The organism is Enterobacter cloacae complex sp. P42RS (genome assembly GCF_014930595.1).
GTDB classification, from domain to species: Bacteria; Pseudomonadota; Gammaproteobacteria; order Enterobacterales; family Enterobacteriaceae; genus Enterobacter; species Enterobacter bugandensis.
In genome coordinates, this window is the sequence record NZ_JADBRK010000015.1 from 24,446 (window position 1) to 44,901 (window position 20,456).

Sequence of the window (20,456 nt, forward strand, 5' to 3'; positions counted from 1 at the left end):
TAAATCCGCTTTAACACGGCTTAGATATCGCTGAATCTCTGTTTCTCTTGCGGTGTATGTTTTATTGCACTCGGTGAATTATCACAACCACTGACAAAAACCATCAAAATGAGACAATATTTACCAAGACGATTTTTTGACATTATTCATTTCCCTCCCATTTTTGCTTATACTGGGTATCTACGGGCACAAAATGACATAACGAGGAATAAAACGGATTTTCATCACAGTGTAAAAAATACTGTTTCGAACAGTTCGGTGAGAATGCATATCCGTAGGCAGGGCTATTTTTCAGGCGACTCATGACCTTATCAAAATCTCTCAGGTTTAACTTATCAATAATAGCCTCGAGTTCTTTATCCCGATTGAATCCTATCTGTAAAAATATTGTTAAATTTTCCTGAGCTAACTTAACGATTGCATCTTCATTGCCAGGGTGGACGATTCCATCCTTTGTTATGCGTGTCAGTACTTTCTTCCATTCCCGCTTCGTCTGAATACTGGATAAAATATGTAGTACAGCTTTCTTTCTATTTTTATTGGTGTCAGGTAAAAAACCATCCCCCTGGTTATTGATATCTATACGGTCGTATACACCGTCACCCATAAGGATATATAGGGCAATACCCTTTGCCTCAGGAGAAAATAGATACACACTGCCAGGCTTAGCATTAATCACGTTCGCAAAATCATTACGCTCTGTTGATCTACGCTTGGCATCAGTTAGCTGCGTTGATATTTTATCAATAAAATCATTAAAATCCGACTTTATATCTTCAAATTCAGCAGAAATACTCTTATAATATTCCTCATAAATAGCTCGCCCACCCATAATCAAAACATAAGACAACGCCATAAACGCTTCTTTAGTAATGATAGTCAGATGCTTATAATCAATGCCATATAACTGATAAATAACCCAGATAGCAAACTCAGGAAACAGTTCAGGCGTAATTTCACCTTCTACCTCGCCTTTCGCACCTGCGCCCAGACAGAGGCTACCTTTAATATGGAATCTGAACTTACCTTTTACGAAACGGACTCTAAATTCACCACTCAAACCTATGCCTAACTCCGCATCGCCCCCAAGAGTTAGCGAAGCGAAATCCTGGAATTCCCCCAGATGCGCTCCTTTTTTCTTTTCTGACTGACTAATGGGAGGAAGAATTTCTTTTAGCGCCGGAGAATCCAGTCCAAAGGTGTGCAACATATTCGGGAGTTCGTCAACCAGCGAATCGAAAGGCTTTAACCATTGCAACGCCCCGCCCATGCTACCACCGACTTTTGCGCCACCAAACGCTTCCCCTTTAAGTTCCAGCCCTTTTGGGTTCTCTTTGCTGTCATTAATGGTTACGCCTTCTTTTTTTCGGGTAGCGAAACGCGAACCAGGCGTTCGGTTTCCCATCAGCAACTGCTTATTACCAAACGTAACAAACTGCAGATTGCCTTCCGCCTGCGCCGAGGCGCCTACATACCCCCTCAACTCCCCCTCAATCTTTGCTCTCAAAATCCCAATTTTCGCTTCCTTGGTATCACTGACCATAAATTTTAATTCCCAGCCGACCCGATCTGGAACATAAATGGTTGAATTCACTTTGCCGCAAAAGACGGTCAAATCCGCTTTCGCCTCGCCTTTAATATGTACATTCCCCGTATCCGGGTTCCAGGTATTCAACGTTGAGGCATTAGCCGTAAGCCTCAGGAATTGTGCGCCAGCAGAAACATCAATATAATTACCGTCTTTACTATATTCTTTATATTGATTATTCCATGCATTAGCCCATTCTGTCAGCGTAGCTTCATAGCTAATATCCCCACTGACCGTCATGGAATTATCCATCATCTGCTTGATGGCATTTTGTGCAGCAACTAGCTTAGTTTTTAACGCACCGATATTGATTCCGGTAATATTGCCTTTATCATCCTTAGTAAAGATCGCATCACCGCTGAATGTATCAACCGAAACAATAGTAAATTTGCTTTTAAACGCGTCATAATCAGACTGTTTTATATAAGAGTAGCAACGTCCAAACATTCCTTTATTTAAGGGTTGAACAGGAATCATCTCAATGACGGGTTTATAACCCGTACTCTCATCAAATTCACCTAGTTCAGCCTGGAGATTTTTCGTTGCTTTGTCGAGAGCAGCTTCAGCCGTAGTGATCTTATCCTCATATCCAGGCAATTTATCTTTATTCGCAATATCTTTCAGATTATTACCATAATCCTCTATTGCCCGAGAATAATTGATCTTGGCCTTATGTTGTTTATCTATTACCTCGCTAAGCTTGTTCATCAGTTTTTCAAGCTCCGCGGCATCACCCTCATCAATAAAAATTAACTCAAGTGTCTCTATGCGAAAATAACACTGACATGACTTGTGCATAACAACTTTAACATTTTTTTCAACTTTACTTAGAGAATGTTCCGCAACGGGTGTTCCTTGTTCGTTCACTATCCCCTCCCTGATTATTCAAAAAATAATTTGATTGCTTTAGGATCCACACCATAATGGGCCTGTGTATAGCCATTCTCATCCGTGACGCCACGAATAACCTGTCCATCCTCTGTCTCGATCCGATAAGGAATGTACGGTTTAGGCTGATTATTAGCCTGATCTTTTATTTGGAATCCACCATTCATAGGATTATGAAACTCGGGATCACTCACAGTCACAGGAGAAAGAGCCTGTTCAAGCGACGCACTTCCCCCCCATAAGATAGACCCGCTTTTGAGATCTATTTTACCGGGAGCTCCAATTTCCACTGCGCCGTCTTTGATTTTTATATAGGCACCACCTTTACTAGTCAGGGTTATCCCCTGAGCCGCGTTCAACACAATCTCACTGCTGACACTGTTGAGGTTCATTGCTTTGTCAGACTGAAGTCGCATGGCATCGGTTTGCGCCTGAATATCCACTTTGCCTCTTGCGGCGAATATCTTCATCCCCATCTTTTGGGCAAATAAGCTTATGGCTTCACCCGCTGCTACAGTGAGTTTTTTCATTATGCCCATGTCTACATTCTCACCTGCAGTTGCAGTCAGCGTATGACCTGCAGAAATCTGGATATTTTTTGGTGTCATAAAACCAATACCGGCAGGCGCTGAAGCCAGTAGTCCAGCCCCTTTTAATTGCGCAAGAACCTTACCAAGCTGTTGTTGAGACCCCGTATCGGCTTCCATTGCTCCGGATGCTTTGGCGCTTTGCGCCAGAGAGGTCACCAGCTGTAGCGCGTCCTGTAACTGTGCAACAGCTGCATTCATATCCAACATTTTCCCCTGCGCTTTGGGCTGATTATCTGCGCTTATGAAAATTCCTTTTCCACCCCGGATACTCACCCAGTCATCCGTTCGCAACTCAGCGCCTTCACCGCGCAATGCCCTTTCTGCATTGACCAGGTGTCCTAAATTAAGCTGCGTCTTGCCCCCGTACTCCGTGCTGAGCTTTACGTGCTCCTCACCCCGCTTGTCCTCCATCCGCAGCTTGTTCAGGCCAGCCGTGCGGATAACATTACGCGTGCTGTTGGCCTCAGTGACGTGGTCGACGTGACGGGAATCGTGAAGAGCATGGGCAATATACGGACGATCCGGATCGCCTTCGTGGAACGCAATGGCAACTTCAGTACCCTGGATCAGCGGAAAGTGGAAGCCGTATTTGTCTCCGCCGTAAGGTTTGGCAAAACGCACCGGCATACTTTCCAGGCCCTGACCCTTGTCATCGCGGTCAGCATCAAACTTCACCCTGTACATGCCCGACGCATCCTGCCAGGCGTAGATATCATTTTCTTTAGCACTGGTCACGCGGGCCATCAGGGTACCACTCACCACCGGGCGCTTTTTAGCTTCCGGTCGCCAGCAGCGGTTCTCGTAGTATGGCGTGGCCACCCATTCCACCTTCAGCGCATTCTTACGGCTGGCGGTGTAGCCGGCACTGATAATCACAACGCCATTTTCCGTTTCCCGGGGCAGCGTCGGGGGGATGGACGTTTCGGTGATGGTCAGCACCTGTGCCGGGCCAAGGGTGTGGTCGGTGCTGCTGCCGGTTATGGTGGTCTGGTTCGACAGAAAACGCTCGTGCTCCAGGCGAGCCCAGAAATTACCGGTTTCCGCCGCCGGATTAATCCTGTCGCCACGCTCAAGGTGGCGCGGGCGGTAATGGTACACGTCGCCGTAGGTGTTTCCCTCGCCGTCGCCGCGGGTCATGTCCGCCGGCACGGACGTCAGGATATTCTGCGCTTCACGGTGGTTATAATCGCTGGCGGTGACCGAGCGCGCCACCACGTTATGCCAGACATGCACGTCCCACACTGAATCAGCGCCGTTGTCATTTGCCCCTGACGGGCTGTTCAGTGGCAGCGTTTTACCGAAGGTCCAGGCACTCTGCTTGTCTGCGAAGTGCACCACTTCGGTTTGCGTGTCCGGCTGCAGAGTGAAGAAGTAGAAAATCCCCACCTCCGCCAGCAGGCGTTCAACAAAGGCAAAGTCGTTTTCCTGATACTGGTTAATCTGCTCACGCTTTGGATAGTCGGCCTTGAGGGTGAACTCATATTCCCAGCCTTTAAGTCCATGCTCCTGAAGGACTTCGGCCACCACTTCCGGTACCGATTTGTTGACGAAAAAGCGGTGGGTGCGGAACTGGTTACGCAGCAGCGCCAGAAAAGGTTCGAGGGTTATCATGTATTCTGCCTGGTCGGCTGAACCACTGATACGCTCAAAATGGGTCACCACCCCGTGAACCACCTTGCGCTCCGCCTGGGAGAACAGGTTACCCGCCCCCATGGTCAGGGTCGCCGGTTTGCTCAGTAGCTGGCGGGCATCAATGTTTTTATCGGCACTGGTGAAACTAATGTCATAGCGGTAGAGCTGACTCAACGTCTCTGTTCCGCAAAAATCTTCAACATCCAGCGGCGAGGTACAGGAGGGAATATCTAGCTGATAACGATTCAGGGTGGTATTAATCAAACCGGAAAGAGTGTTTTGCAACGTGTCCGTCAGACTCATAATAATGACTCCGTGGTGATAATCTATTTTACCTGACTGCGACTATTTATATAACCAGCGTCCTGCTCTGGCGGATTCAATAAACATATTTATAGTCAGCGGTGGTTTTTTCTGCATGTTCGTTTTACATACGAATATTGATTTTACCTGCAAGGGATAATAATTATTGACAGAGAACCCATCCGGCTGAACTTGAAAATAATAAAAATATTTCTCAGCCATATCCGCCACGTCGTCAGCCTCATAAAGTTCCTGTAGGGCAACATCATCGTCGACCAGCACTTTCTTCAGAAAAAGAGTGGTCACAAGCGGTAGCTCATGAAGAATAAAATCCCTTACTTTGTCGTCAGTTATCTCGCTCACCAGATTTTATCCTCTTCGCGGGCTATATTATTATACTTGGTAACGGTCCGATAACTGATAACGGAGATGTCATGTGCCAGGATCACCCAGCCCAGAACGGGAACAGACCTGCCGACGAAAGCTCCCAGATTATTGACCCAGAAAATTTTTATTCCTCTTAACGAAAATGATTTCTTCGTCAGCGTCGGTAAGATCCTTTTACGAAATTTATAACTGATATGTCTGCGAAAAAACAACGAAGCCGGAGAAGTTCCCCGGGTTGCCGTTTCCGGTTTACCGGGAATATCAATGTTATTATCCCCCAGGATTAAAGCCGCAACGCCTGCGATATCCTGTATGCCCAGCTGTTTTTCTGTTTCATCAACCATGATCCAGAAAAGCAGTTCCCAGGCAGTCAGGTTGTTAATACCATCAAAAAAATACGTTCCGTTCAGTTCTTCAACCGTATCCATATCATCTACCTCGATTATTCATCAAATAACAGGCCGATGCCTTCTTCTTCGCTCCAGCTCAGATGTAACGACTGTGTTTTTTGCTTCGCGGCCATATGAGTCAACAGCTGCTGACTCAGCACCGGCAGAATCTGCTGGTTGAGTAAACTGTCCACGTTACGCGCGCCGGTGTCCGGCAGCAGACAAGCGGCGGTCAGCGCATCATACAGGCTCTCTTCAATGTATGTGGTCAGGCCGTAGTGACGGTTCAGGCGCTTACTGACCTGGGCGAGCTTCATCTGCACGATGGTACGCATGGCCGCTTCCGCCAGCGGGCGGTAAATCACGGTCTGGAAGCGGGCCAGCAACGCCGGCTGGAAGTGGTCACGCAGGATCGGACGCAGCAGTTCGTGCAGATCGCCTTCGGTGGATTCTGGTTGTTCGTCCAGCAGTTGCATCAGGTGGTCGCTGCCGAGGTTGGAGGTCATCAGAATAACGGTGTTGCGGAAGTCGATTTCACGACCTTCACCGTCGCGCATAAAGCCACGGTCGAACACCTGGTAGAACAGGTTCATCACGTCGCGGTGCGCTTTTTCGACTTCATCGAGCAGCACCACGCTGTACGGTCGCTTACGCACGGCTTCGGTGAGAATACCGCCCTGACCGTAGCCAACGTAGCCCGGAGGGGAGCCCTTCAGCTGGGAAACAGTATGAGGCTCCTGGTACTCGGACAAGTTGATGGTAATCAGTGATTTTTCACCGCCGTACATCACGTCCGCCAGAGCCAGGGCGGTTTCGGTTTTCCCCACCCCACTCGGGCCCACCAGCAGAAATACGCCCTGCGGGCCATTCTCGGAGGTGAGACCCGTTTTTGCCGCACGCAGACGCTGGGCGATGGCCGCGAGCGCCACATCCTGCCCGACCACACGTTTGCCAATTTCATCTTCCAGGGTAAGCAGTTCGGTCTGCTCATCTTTCATAAGCGATGACAGCGGAACGCCTGTCCAGTCAGCAATCACATTGGCAACGGTGCGCACATCCACATCTAGCGAGAGCAGCGGGTTGCTGTGCTGCATGCCGTGCAGTTCCTGCTGCAGAGCGTGCGTCTCGCTCTGACGGGAGATGTCCTGGCGGCTTTCCAGCAGTTGTTCGGTGAGTTTCAGTTCCTGCCCGTATTGAGTTTCAAGCTCGTCGAGAGCAACGATAAGATCGTTCTCTTCCTGCTCAATGACGGTCAGGCGTTCACCATGGCTCTGATTGCCGACAGCAATATCTTCCAGCAGTGCCTGCTTCTCCATTTCAAGAGAGGTGATCTGCGAGCGAATGCAGGTCAGCTGCTCCGGCACGGTGTCGAGGCTCATGCGGACGCGCGCTGCGGCGGTGTCGAGCAGGTCAACTGCCTTGTCCGGCAGCTGGCGGCCCGTCAGATAGCGGCGAGAAAGCGTAACTGCCGCACGCACCGCATCATCGGTAATATGCACATTATGGTGCTCAGCGTAGCGGGATTTCAGGCCGCGCAGCATCAGGCAGGCAGTGTCGTCATCCGGCTCGTCCACTTTGACCATCTGGAAGCGGCGCTCCAGTGCGGCATCGCGTTCAAAGTACTGCTTGTACTCACTCCAGGTGGTGGCCGCAATGGTACGCAGTTCACCACGCGCCAGCGCTGGTTTTAGCAGGTTCGCTGCATCGGCGCCGCCCGCATGGTTGCCCGCGCCGATGATGGTATGCGCTTCATCAATAAACAGCAGGACCGGGGACGGTGATTGCTGCACCGCATCGATGACGTTTTTTAGCCGCTGTTCGAACTCGCCTTTCACGCCCGCGCCGGCCTGTAGCAGGCCCAGGTCGAGGGTACGCAGAGTGACCGTTTTCAGGGATTCAGGCACATTACCCTCGGCAATACGCAATGCCAGACCTTCAACCAGTGCGGTTTTCCCCACGCCCGGCTCGCCGACCAGGATCGGGTTGTTTTTGCGGCGACGAGAGAGGATGTCTACCATCTGGCGGATTTCTGTGTCACGGCCAAACACAGGATCGATCTTTCCTTCCTTCGCTTTGGCGGTGACATCAAGGGTGAATTTATCCAGCGCGTTCTGCAGCGCAGGACTCAGTTCCCCCTCTTCCATTTCCATACCAGCCGGACGCCCGACAAACTCCACTTCACCGCCGTGGTTCTGTGCCAGCTCAGCTTCGCGCTGCATTTCCGGACGCTCATCCGATTGCGCATCCAGCAACGGTCTCAGGCGCTCCAGCTGGCTCTGGCCAAGCGTTAACAACGGCCAGAGGCCGTCACAACGAGCCAGTTTTGGTTTTTCCACCAGCGCCATCAGCAGATGGACGCTGCGAATGTGCTCTTCACCATTGAGTGAGGCCAGTAGCCAGGCTTGCTGCATCAGAGTCTGGATGTCTTCTGAGAGCTGGGGCCTATGGCGCACGGAGCGAGGTTGTTTATCCAGCCAGCCGAGCAGATCCTGCCAGATGCCATCCATATCCCACTCGTAGCGGCGTGCCAGCACAGTGAGATCCCCCTCGCCTTGCTCCAGCAGCTTCAGCAGCCAGTGCTCCGGCAGAATTTCGGCATGGGCACGGGTCTGGCAGAGCGATGCCGCCCCTTCCATCGCGCGGGCACAGTAAGGGTTCAGACGACGTAACAGGATGGCTGGATTTTCCATGAGATTCTCTCTTTGTCGGTTCCTGGACACGCTACCGCCCCTCGCTGTTCACCAAAGCGCATAAGGTCAGGCAGGCAGATTGTTTTTTCTTTGCTGAGTGCCCGCGTCCCAGGCGCTCAGCAAAAAACTGCGGACAGGAAAACCTGCCCGCATCAGGATTACGCCGTGGCGCGTTCGTTCCAGGAATCGGAATGAATGATGTTGCCGTCTTTGTAGGTCCAGGTGATTTTTTCGTAACGCAGCTCGATCTGCTCAAGGTGGTTATGCTTCTCGAAAGAAGGATCCTTGATGTCGTGCATTACCGGGTTCACTTTCACCACCTTGACGTTTTCAAGTTTGGTGTTGAAGTACTCCACTTCCTGGCCCGCATCGTTGATTTTGTACCACTTAAACTCAGCGGATTTCAGGGTCTGACCGGTAGTCACCGCCTTGTACAGGTACGGGCTGGAGGAGTCGATTTCCTTAGTGAACAGGAACGGGGTGTGGATACGGGTCCCGGTCAGCTTGCCGGTGTTGTTATCGGTCGGGATGTACAGGTTGTGCTGCTGTGCCACCACTTCGATGCTGCCTTCACGATCCTGAACGTCCACAGACCCTCTAATGTCCGCGCCGCCGTCGTCCTTCAGCCAAAGATAAACAGGAATTGCCATGTTAATTACTCCGTTTTATTTTCTGAGACGCCATCATCCTGCGATGGCGCCGGGTATTTGCCGGGTATCTGACAGGCACTTGCCTGCGGTACCAGACTGATTTCGACACGGCGGTTAAGCGCACGCCCTTCCGGGGTGTCGTTGGTTGCGACAGGGCGACTTTCGCCATAGCCCTGTACCGCAAAACAGCTTTCCGGCACGTCGCCGGTGTCACGCATCCAGTTGCGTACCGCTTCGGCACGCTTAAGAGACAACGTCTGGTTCAGCTGCGGATTGCCGGTGTTATCGGTATGCCCTGACACGACAATCAGCCAGCCTGGCTTCGCTTTAATGCCAACCAGTGAATTCACCAGCATTTTGGTGGAGCCTGCTTTCAGCTCGAACTTGCCGGAATCGAACAGCGACATGCTGTCGAGGCGAATGGTTTTCGGCCCCTGAATGATTTTCTTAATGACCGGTGGAGGCGGTGGCGGAGGTGCCCAGTCGCTGAGAGCGGCCTCAACGAGCGGAACCAGACGCAGCCCCTGATAAAGTCCCAGTCGATAACGTAGTGGCTCCCCACGACGCAGCCAGTCGTCGAGCAATGCGCCATCAGCCCGCAGACGCTGCTGCGCATGCAGTTTCGGTTCAACTGGCTTACCGCTCAGTTGGTGATACAACGCAAGATGATCGCCAACGTTACGGATGAGGCGCTGGTTATTCACCCAGGACGCCAGCATCGCCAGCGCAAGGAAAATACCCCCGAGTAGACCGGCATAACCCCAGAACACCATCCTACGGCTGACACCATGTCGGCGCGGCAGCGCAGGCAGCAGCAGTTCAGGTAGCGGCAGTGGCTCTATGGCCACGACCACATCCGGTGGCAGCGCCGTCACGGAGGTAATGTGCTGTTGCCAGAGATTGCCCACGATGCCGTTCACCCGCACCATGCACATGCCCTGCACACAGGGCTTCATCACGGGTAATTCACCCCGCCGTACCGACAACAAGTCATTCACCGCGCTATTCTGCCAGGCAAGCAGACTGTCCAGCCACAGGCCCTGACTCAGACGGGAAAGACGTCCGTCTGTTCCAGCCTCCCGGGCCCACTCCGTCAGTGACACATTGCCCTGGCCAGGCTGATATACCTGAATACCGCTCCGCTGGTTTACCGTGGTAAACCAGACAGGCTCGGCTTCCACACACGCCGACGGTGGTGATACCCAGGTTACCGTCCACAGTGGAGGGATGGAGCCAAATGCTGCGCGGCACTGGACGACAGCACGCTGCCAGCCCCGCAGAGACTGGGTAAAATCATCACCGGATTTGTGCTGCTCAGGCACCACCGCCAGCATGACCGAGATTTGCGACACCAGAGCCGGGCGCACCAAACTCAGGTGCTGCGCAAAGAGCGGCAGTTGCTCTGCGTCCTTTACCCACAGATACCAGCCCTGCCGGGTTTCCCGATGACGGATTCCGGACACAAAGAGCGGAGCGTTATCACCACAGACAAAGATTACCGCCCCCTGAAAATCTTCCGGCGGCAGGCTTTCATCCACAATCTCACGAACAGCGGTTGCCCGCGCCAGAGAAGCCCGACGCAGGCACCAGAAAATAACTCCGGCCACCAGAGCAACCAGAAGACCGAGTGCCAGACGGCTGCCCGTGGACAGTGGCCAGAATCCCAGAATGAGCCACAACGCCAGAACGGCACCCAGAGCAGTTAACAGACTTCGGTACGTATCCCGCATCACTTACCCCGGCCTGACAATCTGGCTTACCAGCCCGGTAAGCGAAGACGAAAGGAAAAACCAGAGCGCAGTCAGAGCGACGGCGGCCACTACCCAGCTCAACCAGTACCAGCGACGACCGCTACGCAGGCGTGATGCGCGCACAACAATGGGGGCATCCTGTGCCAATGTGAAGGCGGGCACCCGCTCTGCGAGAGCGCGAACAATATCTTCCCGACGCTCATCATCCTGAGCGCGATACTGACCCACGAACCCCAGTTGCAGAGTCCGATACATACAGGTCAGGACGGCGGTATTAGGGGCAGTTTCTTTCAGAAGATTACGGATTCTTTCCCATAGCTCTTCACCAGCATTGAGGGTACCGAAGAAGTGTGCCTGCAGCGGATCACGGCGCCAGGTCAGGTAACCATCATCGGTGGTTCCCCGGTTCATCACGCTCTCATCAAGCAGTGCACAAAGGGTATACACCATATGGTCACGGCTGATGTCGCTGTAACCTGCCTCCGTGAGCGCAGCTTTCGCCTCCCGTACCAGACTGCAGGCACGGCGATAGAGCCCTTCCCCGTCACGCACTTCCTGACCACCCCGCAGTTGGCTGGCCATCAGCCAGCCCGGGTAGAAGATATGTTCTATCTGACTGAGTTCAGATTTATTCATGTACGCAGCACCGCAAAGAGTTCGAGATCAACATCCCCCAACGAGCGTGGGGTATAGAAGGTGCAACAGCCCATCTCAAGCATTGCGCGAGCCGCCTCACTGCTCAGATCCAGCGAGAAATACTGGTTCTCAAGGCGCAACGGAATAGCGGCCGGAACATGCGTCAAAGGCTTAATCAGCATCCCACTCAGAGCCACATTCACCACATCCGAAACATCATCGAAGCTGCCCGCTTTACACAACTGCGGGAATTTAGTCTGAAGCTCATGGTTCGGCATGGAGGAGCGTACTGAGAGATAGAAGTCCGCCCCTTCGCGCAGACGTGCGTCGTGCAGGGCACCTTTCCAGATCTGGTCCTGATGCTCCAGGTGGATACTTATTACCCGCGACGGCAGGCTCGCTTCCAGTAGTTTGTCCAGCAGTGCCAGCAGCGGCGGGAATACTCGTTCCGGTGCATCGTGCTGGTAAGCAGGAATATCGCTGGCGTCGTGCTCAAGTGAGAAAGTCAGCAGGCTGCCGGCCAGACGGGTCAGTTCGCGATACAACAGTTCCGGGTGGCGCTCAGGCGTCTGAAGCAGTTCAATCAGCACCGGCTCGGCGCTGTTCAGGGCATTCAGCAGCCAGAACAGGGAGACATCCGCGACAGCAAAGTCTGCCATCCGCTCATTGCTTTCACGGCGCATGGCCATCAGGCGACGGCGGCGGACCTGCAGACGAACCAGTAGGTCCCCCAGTTCTGTGGTCAGCCACGGACTTGCAGAAACGGAAAGCATCGGGGGAATGAAAGCAGGATCACGGCCCCACTTCCCCTGAGCATTACGTACCAGACGGGTCACCGGACAGGTTAGGTATGCCGTGTTTTCCTGGCTGGACAGACGCAGGGTTAGCGCATTACGTAGAATGGCGAGTTCCCCGCTTTCATGACCAGCAAGTTCCTGCACCATCACACGTTCTGCTTTCCAGCGACGGGGGCGTTCACTGTCCTGTCCATTATCGAGGTTGCCACCACTGGCACTCAGCAGTGGCAATGCGGCAACCACCTCAACAGCCTCAGCGCCGTTTGCGGCAGACAAATCACAAACCGGCGGAATATTATCCGCCAGGTCCGTATCAACGATTGTGCCATCCTGGAAACGTATGACCAGACGGATGGCATTCAGCCGCGAGAGCGCAAGTGCAGCGTCATCAAACTCTGCTGCAAACACGCCCCAGGGATGAGAAATACCCATCCGGGCGACCATATTGGCAACGTGCTCACTCCAGCGGACCTGCTGCTGGAACTGTTGCGGGGCCAGAGCGGCTCCATCCTCCCAAAGTGGGCGGTAAATTTTCATCCCTGATCACCCCTTACCTTACGATTTTGCTTTCGGCATCTGGGAAACCAGCGACAGGTTGACGTCCATCCCTTCCACCTGGAAGTGCGGGATAGCGTACAATTTCACGCGGAAGAAGCCCGGGTTATCCTCAATATCTTCCACCACCACTTTCGCGTCACGCAGTGGGTGAGACGCCTGAAGTTCATCGCCCGGATCGGTCATTTCGGTCACTAGGCTGCGGACCCAGGTATTCAGTTCCAGCTCAAGCAGTCGGCGATCCTTAGTGGTTCCGATGTTTTCGCGCTGAATCAGCTTCAGGTAGTGGGCGATACGCGACAGCAGGAAGATGTACGGAAGACGCGCATTGATGCGGCTGTTCGCCGTTGCATCTGCGGTGTCATACAGCGCCGGTTTCTGCGTGGAGTTAGCCGAGAAGAAGCAGGCGTAGTCGCGGTTTTTGTAGTAGGACAAAGGAATGAAGCCCAGATTCGCGAATTCGAATTCACGGGTTTCAGGAATCATCACTTCGCTCGGGATTTTTACCTGATTGCCAGTACCGAGATTGTACAGATGGATAGGCAGGTCCTGAACCGCACCACCAGCCTGTGGCCCACGGATCTGTACACACCAGCCATTATTGATAAAGCTGCGCACCATGTTGGACGCAAAAGCAAACGATGCGTTGGTCCACAGGTATTTGTCGTGATCCGGACCTTTGACTTCTTCGACATAATTGAAGCTACGAACCGGAACGGTATCCGGGCCATACGGCAAACGTCCCAGTACGCGGGGCATCACCAGACCGATGTAGCGCGCGTCGTCCGTATCGCGGAACGATTTCCACTTGATGTACTCGGCGCGGTCAAAATAGTTACCAATATCTTTAATCGCAGCAACGTCTTCCATTGAATCCTTGAGGAAGAATTTCGGGCCTGCCGAGCCGATAAATGGCATATGTGCCGCAGCAGAGACTTTAGAGATATTGCGCAGCAGAGCGACATCCTGCGCTGAAGCGTCGAACTCGTAAGCGGAAATCAGCGCCGCAATCGGCTCGCCGCCCGGGGTATCATATTCGTCGATGTAGGTGTGTTTATAAAGACCACTCTGGATCACCTCCGGACAGTCTTCAAAGTCCTGGCGCAGGTCTTCTTTAGACATACTCAGAAGCTCAATTTTCACGTTCTGGCGAAAATCGGTTTTATCCACCAGCGACTTCACCCCACGCCACAGACTCTCAACCGCCTGAAATTCATCATGGTGCATTACAGCGTCCAGCTGGCGGCTGATCTGAAAATCGAGCTCAGCGATGTGGTGATCAATCAGGCTTTTATCCAGTTTTTCGACTTTCGAGCCTGCTTTGGTCAGACACTCCAGAAAGACCTGCATACCTGCAGTCAGACGTTCATCGGCGGTGGCATCCGACATCGCCTGCGCATCTTGCCAGATATCCAGCGCGCTCAGCTCAGAGACCGGGCTCAGATTGATTTTCTCAAACAGGGAAGCGTAAACCCCACCCGCTGCTGGGCGCTCCAGCACCACGCTTTCACCGCCAGTAATATTATTTTGTACAGACATGAGCATTCCTTGATTAATCCGTTAAAACAGCCTGATGGTTACGATTTTTTTGACGCCAGTGCGGATAATTCATTTCGCAACTCAGCGCTAAGCGACTGGTCAAGAACGATTTTTTCCAACTCTTTTCGGAAAGTCTGGTTATCCAAAAGGTTGGCTTTCAAATCACGGAGCAAGTTGCGCATCGCCAGCATCGCCTTCAGTTGCGGTATCTGAGCAGCCACCTGCTCTGGCGTGAAATCTTTCATGCTCTGGAAAGTCAGCTGAATGTTGTCTTCACCGCCATCATCAGCCAGCGTATTTTTAACGGTCAGATTAACTTTTGGGGAATATTCGGAAAGAACGCTATCAAAATTGTTCTTCGTGATATTAATCTTTTCGCGCTCAAATATTGGCGCTGTGTCCTGCCCATTACTAAAATCACCCGCAACAAGCAATTTCAATGGTAATTCCATTTTCTTGCTTGCTCCGCCAGTATGCAGGTCAAGCTTTAGGTTAATACGTGCCTTAGGCACTTCATTCTGAAAACTGTCAGCCATCTCATCATCCCTCTTTGGTTTTGCTATGCCAACTTCACGGTATCGCGTTGATGCGCAATAATAGAATAATGATCGACACAAAATCAAATACGCAGATCATTAACCCAAAATGAGAAATTTCTTAAGAATTTTCTGCTAAACTATTATTGTGTAATGCCCTGCCAAGGCAGAAAAAGAAACTACTCTTTTCGCGCAAACCAAATATTTATATCGTTAAAAGGATCGCAACCAGTGAGATACTAATAAAAACAACTTATTTTGATTTGCATCACGACACTTTGTCAAAAAAGCATGAATTAACTGAAAGAAGCTATTGAGGAACGCAAAAAAAGAAGAAACGAAAAATTATGAAAAGTGAATATTTTATTGATAGCATGAATAATATATAAGATTTTTCCTTATGAAAATTCTTATTTATTATATGTAGTAAAAAATTCATTTTCGGATACTTAACGAGTCGTCAATCATTAATACCGTGCTTGTTCGTGAATTGACTTTATCCTTGCACAGAGGCTTCTGCTCGCCGCCCAAGAAGGAGGGATGCTCTCAATGCGGCTGTTTATAAAATCTGTAAAATCAAACACCTCCTGGATCGTCTCTTTTTTAATCAAAAACGAGTAATAGCACATATCGTATAACGGTGTTACATTATACCGCCCACCCAACGTCAGCTATGGCCAGGTAACGCCGTAAAGATCGGTAAAGCCTGCAACCATGACCTTGTACTACGGTCTAATAGGCACGTGGTATCGCACTAAGCGTTACTTTCACCGGCTCTACATAGGTTTCTCTATTTTGTCTCAATCCAAATTTCAACGCGCGTTTTTACACCCGCGTTACTGGTTTACATGGTTTGGTCTTGGCGTTCTCTGGCTGCTGGTACAACTCCCCTACCCTGTGCTGCGTATGCTGGGGTCGAAACTGGGCAGCGCATCCCGCTATTTCCTGAAGCGTCGCGAATCTATCGCGCGTAAAAACATCGAGCTTTGCTTTCCTCAGTACAATGCTGAAGAGCGCGAAAAACTGATCTCTGAAAACTTTAAATCCATCGGCATGGCGCTGCTTGAAACCGGCATGGCCTGGTTCTGGCCGGATGAACGCGTCCGCAAATGGTTTGATGTAGAAGGACTGGACAACCTTAAACGCGCTCAGCTGCAAAAACGCGGCGTGATGGTTGTTGGCGTGCACTTTATGTCCCTGGAGCTTGGCGGGCGCGTGATGGGCCTTTGTCAGCCAATGATGGCAACCTACAGACCGCACAACAGTGCACTAATGGAGTGGGTTCAGACGCGAGGCCGCATGCGCTCCAATAAAGCGATGATCAGCCGTAACAACCTGCGCGGTATGGTTGGCGCCCTGAAGAAAGGTGAGGCCGTCTGGTTCGCTCCTGACCAGGATTACGGACGCAAAGGCAGCAGCTTTGCCCCCTTCTTTGCCGTGAAGGATGTAGCGACGACCAACGGGACTTTCGTCATTTCGCGTTTGTCAGGTGCCTCCATGCTGACCGTGACGATGGTGAGAAAAGCGGATAAGTCAGGCTACCGTCTGCACATCTCTCCGGAAATGGCTAACTATCCGGAAAACGAGTGTGAAGCGGCAGCGTTTATCAATAAGGTCATCGAAACTGAAATCATGCGCGCACCGGAGCAATATCTCTGGATGCATCGCCGTTTCAAAACGCGTCCTCTTGGCGAAGCCTCCCTCTATATTTAAGCCCTGCATGAAGGTTAGTTTCGCTAAGAAACTAGCCTTTTCAATCACCTGTCATCTCACTGCAAAACCGTCTTTGATGGCGTCGCCCAAAGTGAATTTATTGCGCTGTGAAATCAAACTGTCGCCGTTCCACGACACTCGTAAGTGGCGGAAATTATTTAAAAAAATCCCTCTTGTCACCCCTCATTTTTAAGCGTACATTAGCGCCGTCTGGCACCAGGAAAGCACAGAATTCTGAGCGGGAGTCATCGGCGTAACGGGAAAATTCTCATTTCTGTTTAGCCGGGATTTCAGTTCTCTATAATCAGTTGGACTCTGTTTTTAAATGCGTACCACAAGATACGCGGAGCGATGAAACGTGAAATATTTCTTTATGGGCATTTCGGTGATCGTTTTAGTCTGGGCCGGAACCTTTGCCCTGATGATCTAGTGAGAACATGCAGTCAAAAAAACAGGAGCCATTTAGCTCCTGTTTTTTTGTCATGAGGACACGGGGTTTTCAGCAACGCTCTTTGCTGAGAGCAGGCCATCGGCCCGGAACATACTCTTGATGCCCCTCACCGCCTGACGAATACGGTCGCTGTTTTCGATTAAAGCAAAGCGCACGTGGGTGTCGCCATAATCACCAAAGCCGATACCCGGGGACACACACACCTTCGCGTCCTGCAGCAGCTTTTTAGCAAACTCCAGCGATCCCATCGCTGCGTACGGTTCCGGAATTTTCGCCCAGACATACATGGACGCTTTCGGCATCTCCACCATCCAGCCAGCCTCATGTAACCCTTTTACGAGTACGTCGCGGCGACGTTTATACTGAGCAGCAATGTCGTGAACGCACTGCTGATCGCCCTCCAGAGCGGCAATAGCGGCAACCTGCAGCGGCGTGAAAGTACCGTAATCGTGGTAACTCTTGATACGCGCCAGTGCACTTACCAGCGTTTTGTTACCCACCATAAAGCCAATACGCCAGCCCGCCATGTTGTAGCTTTTCGACAGGGTAAAGAACTCCACCGCCACGTCACGCGCGCCCGGAACCTGCATTATCGACGGGGCTTTCCAGCCGTCATAGATGATATCGGCGTAGGCTAAATCATGAACCACCAGCACGTCATAACGCTTGGCCAGAGCGACAACTTTCTCGAAGAAATCCAGCTCCACGCACTGGGCCGTTGGGTTCGACGGGAAACCGAGGATCATCATCTTGGGTTTCGGGTAGCTTTCGCGAATGGCACGTTCCAGTTCGTTAAAGAAATCGACACCTTCCACCAGCGGAACAGAGCGAACCTGCGCCCCGGCAATCACCGCGCCGTAGATATGGATTGGGTAACTTGGATTGGGTACCAGCACCGTATCACCGTGATCCAGCGTGGCCAGCATCAGATGTGCCAGCCCTTCTTTCGAGCCGATGGTGACAATCGCCTCACTTTCAGGATCGATATCAACCTGATAACGATCCTGATACCAGCGCGAGATCGCGCGACGTAACCTGGGAATACCGCGCGAGGTTGAGTAGCCGTGCGTATCCGGGCGCTGGGCAACCGTGCAGAGCTTTTCAACGATATGCGGTGGCGTTGGGCCGTCAGGGTTACCCATGCTGAAATCGATAATATCTTCGCCGCGCCGACGCGCAGCCATCTTCAGTTCAGCAGTGATATTGAAAACATAAGGGGGGAGACGATCGATACGCGTAAAACGGCGTTCAGGACTGAATTCAGCCATAGATTCCTCAGATTAACGTTAGCGCCCGGACCGTCCGAGCGACGCTGCCACCGATGTGGCGTGCTTAGAAAATAACCTGAAAAAAATCACCCTGTCGAGAGGGAAATGAAAAAAAAGCGCCCCCGTGAAAACCGGAACACAGCAATGCCTGAAAATGGAAACAGGGTTCTGATATTGGCTTTCCGTTAGCCGTTATTTAACACAATGATATCAAAACAGTTACCTGGTGATTTGGCGCTGAGAAAAAATCGGGTAGCATCAATCCTCACCTGACAATCCCCTTTGTAAAATATGGTTTTTCCTCATTTGATAAACCCGACGGATAGCTGGTCAATACGCCCCAGGTTTTTTATCATGTTTCTTTCCCGTTTGCCCAGGTCTGCTCCGTGCACGAGATATTCACTATGCTGCTGGCGGTTTTTGACCGTGCGGCATTAATGCTGATTTGCCTGTTCTTCCTGATTCGCATTCGCTTGTTTCGCGAGCTTTTGCATAAATCCGCACACTCGCCGAAAGAGCTGCTGGCGGTTACCGCCATCTTTTCCCTGTTCGCACTGTTCAGCACCTGGTCCGGGGTGCCGGTAGAGGGTTCGCTGGTTAACGTGCGCATTATCGCCGTCATGTCCGGCGGAATTTTGTTTGGCCCGTGGGTGGGTGTCATCACCGGCGTGATTGCCGGGACCCATCGCTACCTGATTGATATCGGTGGCGTAACGGCAGTGCCATGCTTTATCACCAGCATTATCGCCGGGGTGCTTTCCGGCTGGATCGGCCGCAAAATCCCCAAAAAACAGCGCTGGCGCGCCGGGATTGCTGCGGGCATGGTGTGCGAAACGCTGACCATGATCCTGGTCGTCGTCTGGGCCCCCACCACCGCGCTGGGGCTGGATATCGTCTCGAAAATCGGTATTCCCATGATCCTGGGCAGCGTCTGCATCGGTTTTATCGTGCTGCTGGTGCAGAGCGTTGAAGGGGAAAAAGAGGCCAGCGCCGCCCGTCAGGCCAAGCTGGCGCTGGATATTGCCAACAAAACGCTGCCGCTCTTTCGCCACGTTAACGCGGAGTCGCTGCGCCAGGTCTGCGAGATCATCCGCCACGACATTCACGCTGACGCCGTCGCCATCACCAATATCGACCACGTGCTGGCCTACGTAGGCGTTGGAGAACACAACTATCGCGACAGTGATGACACCATTAGTCCGACCACCAGACAGGCGATTAACTACGGAAAAATCATCATTAAAAACAATGATGAAGCTCACCGAACGCCGGAAATTCACTCGATGCTGGTGATCCCGCTATGGGAAAAAGGCGTTGTGACGGGCACGCTGAAAATTTATTACTGCCACGCGCATCAGATCACCTCCACGCTGCAGGAGATGGCCATTGGCCTGTCGCAGATTATCTCTACTCAGCTTGAGGTCTCCCGGGCAGAACAGCTGCGTGAGATGGCAAATAAGGCAGAGCTGCGCGCGCTGCAGAGCAAAATTAATCCCCATTTCCTGTTTAACGCGCTCAACGCTATCTCCTCTTCCATTCGTTTGAATCCGGACACCGCGCGCCAGCTGATTTTTAACCTGTCGCGCTATCTGCGCTACAACATCGAACTGAAAGATGACGAGCAGATAGACATTAAAAAAGAGCTTTATCAGATCAAAGACTATATCGCGATTGAACAGGCGCGCTTTGGCGACAAGCTCACGGTGATTTACGATATTGATGAAGAGGTCAACTGCGTGATCCCGAGCCTGCTGATCCAGCCGCTGGTTGAAAACGCGATTGTTCACGGTATTCAGCCCTGTAAAGGCAAAGGTGTGGTCACCATCAGCATCACCGAAAGCGGCAACCGGGTGCGAATTGCGGTACGCGATACCGGTCACGGGATTGACCCAAAAGTCATTGAGCGCGTGGAGTCTAACGAGATGCCCGGGAATAAAATCGGGCTGCTGAACGTGCACCACAGAGTCAAGCTTCTCTACGGCGACGGGCTGCATATTCACCGTCTTGAACCAGGCACTGAAATCGCTTTTTACGTCCCGAATGAGCGCTCCCCTGTTCATGCGGCGACATCTTTATTACCTCAGGGTGAGTAA

General features: G+C 51.8%; 15 protein-coding genes. 3 read left to right on the forward strand and 12 right to left on the reverse strand.

The window, feature by feature from the left end; genetic code table 11:
* Positions 1-142: 142 nt before the first annotated feature.
* The 11 genes from IM314_RS16600 to tssB all read right to left on the reverse strand — a co-directional run bounded on the left by IM314_RS16600 (position 143) and on the right by tssB (position 14,931).
* On the reverse strand, positions 143-2,455 hold the full coding sequence (locus tag IM314_RS16600) for a hypothetical protein (protein ID WP_193358966.1): 2,313 nt from the start codon (positions 2,453-2,455) through the stop codon (positions 143-145).
* Positions 2,456-2,469: 14 nt separating this feature from the next.
* Positions 2,470-5,001 carry a type VI secretion system Vgr family protein gene (locus IM314_RS16605; RefSeq protein WP_193358965.1) on the reverse strand — a complete coding sequence of 844 codons (2,532 nt, stop codon included), beginning with the start codon at positions 4,999-5,001 and terminating at the stop codon, positions 2,470-2,472.
* Positions 5,002-5,043: 42 nt separating this feature from the next.
* A complete protein-coding gene (locus IM314_RS16610; RefSeq protein WP_193358964.1) occupies positions 5,044-5,364 on the reverse strand; it encodes a DUF1493 family protein in 321 nt (106 codons plus the stop codon).
* Entirely contained in the window at positions 5,361-5,816 is a 456-nt protein-coding gene (locus tag IM314_RS16615; RefSeq protein WP_193358963.1) for an STM2901 family protein, read from the reverse strand. The genes IM314_RS16610 and IM314_RS16615 overlap by 4 nt, the downstream gene beginning before the upstream one ends.
* Positions 5,817-5,830: 14 nt before the next feature.
* Positions 5,831-8,467, reverse strand: a complete 2,637-nt coding sequence (tssH, locus tag IM314_RS16620) for a type VI secretion system ATPase TssH (protein ID WP_193358962.1) — start codon at positions 8,465-8,467, stop codon at positions 5,831-5,833.
* 158 nt (positions 8,468-8,625) lie between these two features.
* Positions 8,626-9,117, reverse strand: a complete 492-nt coding sequence (gene hcp, locus IM314_RS16625) for a type VI secretion system effector Hcp (protein WP_193358961.1) — start codon at positions 9,115-9,117, stop codon at positions 8,626-8,628.
* 5 nt (positions 9,118-9,122) lie between these two features.
* On the reverse strand, positions 9,123-10,847 hold the full coding sequence (locus tag IM314_RS16630) for an OmpA family protein (RefSeq protein ID WP_193358960.1): 1,725 nt from the start codon (positions 10,845-10,847) through the stop codon (positions 9,123-9,125).
* Positions 10,848-10,850: 3 nt separating this feature from the next.
* Positions 10,851-11,504 (reverse strand): type VI secretion system protein TssL, short form, encoded by a 654-nt coding sequence (gene tssL, locus IM314_RS16635; protein WP_193358959.1) that lies wholly within the window; start codon positions 11,502-11,504, stop codon positions 10,851-10,853.
* Positions 11,501-12,838: a type VI secretion system baseplate subunit TssK gene (tssK, locus tag IM314_RS16640; protein ID WP_193358958.1), complete on the reverse strand. Its 1,338-nt coding sequence runs from the start codon at positions 12,836-12,838 to the stop codon at positions 11,501-11,503. Before tssK ends, tssL begins: the two co-directional genes overlap by 4 nt.
* A gap of 18 nt (positions 12,839-12,856) precedes the next feature.
* Complete coding sequence (gene tssC / locus IM314_RS16645) at positions 12,857-14,401, reverse strand: type VI secretion system contractile sheath large subunit (protein WP_193358957.1); 1,545 nt, start codon at positions 14,399-14,401, stop codon at positions 12,857-12,859.
* Positions 14,402-14,433: 32 nt separating this feature from the next.
* Complete coding sequence (tssB, locus tag IM314_RS16650) at positions 14,434-14,931, reverse strand: type VI secretion system contractile sheath small subunit (protein ID WP_193358956.1); 498 nt, start codon at positions 14,929-14,931, stop codon at positions 14,434-14,436.
* 792 nt (positions 14,932-15,723) lie between these two features.
* Between tssB and lpxP the strand changes: the two genes are divergently transcribed.
* Positions 15,724-16,644 carry a kdo(2)-lipid IV(A) palmitoleoyltransferase gene (lpxP, locus tag IM314_RS16655; protein ID WP_028013977.1) on the forward strand — a complete coding sequence of 307 codons (921 nt, stop codon included), beginning with the start codon at positions 15,724-15,726 and terminating at the stop codon, positions 16,642-16,644.
* A 358-nt stretch (positions 16,645-17,002) separates the two neighbouring features.
* The gene (gene ypdK / locus IM314_RS22150) at positions 17,003-17,074 is read left to right on the forward strand and encodes a membrane protein YpdK (protein WP_099458937.1); all 72 of its coding nucleotides are present in this window, start codon (positions 17,003-17,005) and stop codon (positions 17,072-17,074) included.
* A 50-nt stretch (positions 17,075-17,124) separates the two neighbouring features.
* On the opposite strand, the gene alaC is transcribed toward ypdK, so the two are convergent.
* Positions 17,125-18,363, reverse strand: coding sequence for an alanine transaminase (gene alaC / locus IM314_RS16665; RefSeq protein ID WP_193358955.1), 1,239 nt, complete (start codon positions 18,361-18,363; stop codon positions 17,125-17,127).
* 386 nt (positions 18,364-18,749) lie between these two features.
* Between alaC and IM314_RS16670 the strand changes: the two genes are divergently transcribed.
* Complete coding sequence (locus tag IM314_RS16670) at positions 18,750-20,456, forward strand: sensor histidine kinase (RefSeq protein WP_041908832.1); 1,707 nt, start codon at positions 18,750-18,752, stop codon at positions 20,454-20,456.

Coding starts and splice junctions, on each gene's coding strand:
- IM314_RS16605 (WP_193358965.1), bottom strand. CDS start 5,001: ATGAGTCTGACGGACACGTTGCAAAACACTCTTTCCGGTTTGATTAAT.
- IM314_RS16615 (WP_193358963.1), bottom strand. CDS start 5,816: ATGGATACGGTTGAAGAACTGAACGGAACGTATTTTTTTGATGGTATT.
- tssH (WP_193358962.1), bottom strand. CDS start 8,467: ATGGAAAATCCAGCCATCCTGTTACGTCGTCTGAACCCTTACTGTGCC.
- hcp (WP_193358961.1), bottom strand. CDS start 9,117: ATGGCAATTCCTGTTTATCTTTGGCTGAAGGACGACGGCGGCGCGGAC.
- IM314_RS16630 (WP_193358960.1), bottom strand. CDS start 10,847: ATGCGGGATACGTACCGAAGTCTGTTAACTGCTCTGGGTGCCGTTCTG.
- tssL (WP_193358959.1), bottom strand. CDS start 11,504: ATGAATAAATCTGAACTCAGTCAGATAGAACATATCTTCTACCCGGGC.
- tssK (WP_193358958.1), bottom strand. CDS start 12,838: ATGAAAATTTACCGCCCACTTTGGGAGGATGGAGCCGCTCTGGCCCCG.
- tssC (WP_193358957.1), bottom strand. CDS start 14,401: ATGCTCATGTCTGTACAAAATAATATTACTGGCGGTGAAAGCGTGGTG.
- tssB (WP_193358956.1), bottom strand. CDS start 14,931: ATGGCTGACAGTTTTCAGAATGAAGTGCCTAAGGCACGTATTAACCTA.
- alaC (WP_193358955.1), bottom strand. CDS start 18,363: ATGGCTGAATTCAGTCCTGAACGCCGTTTTACGCGTATCGATCGTCTC.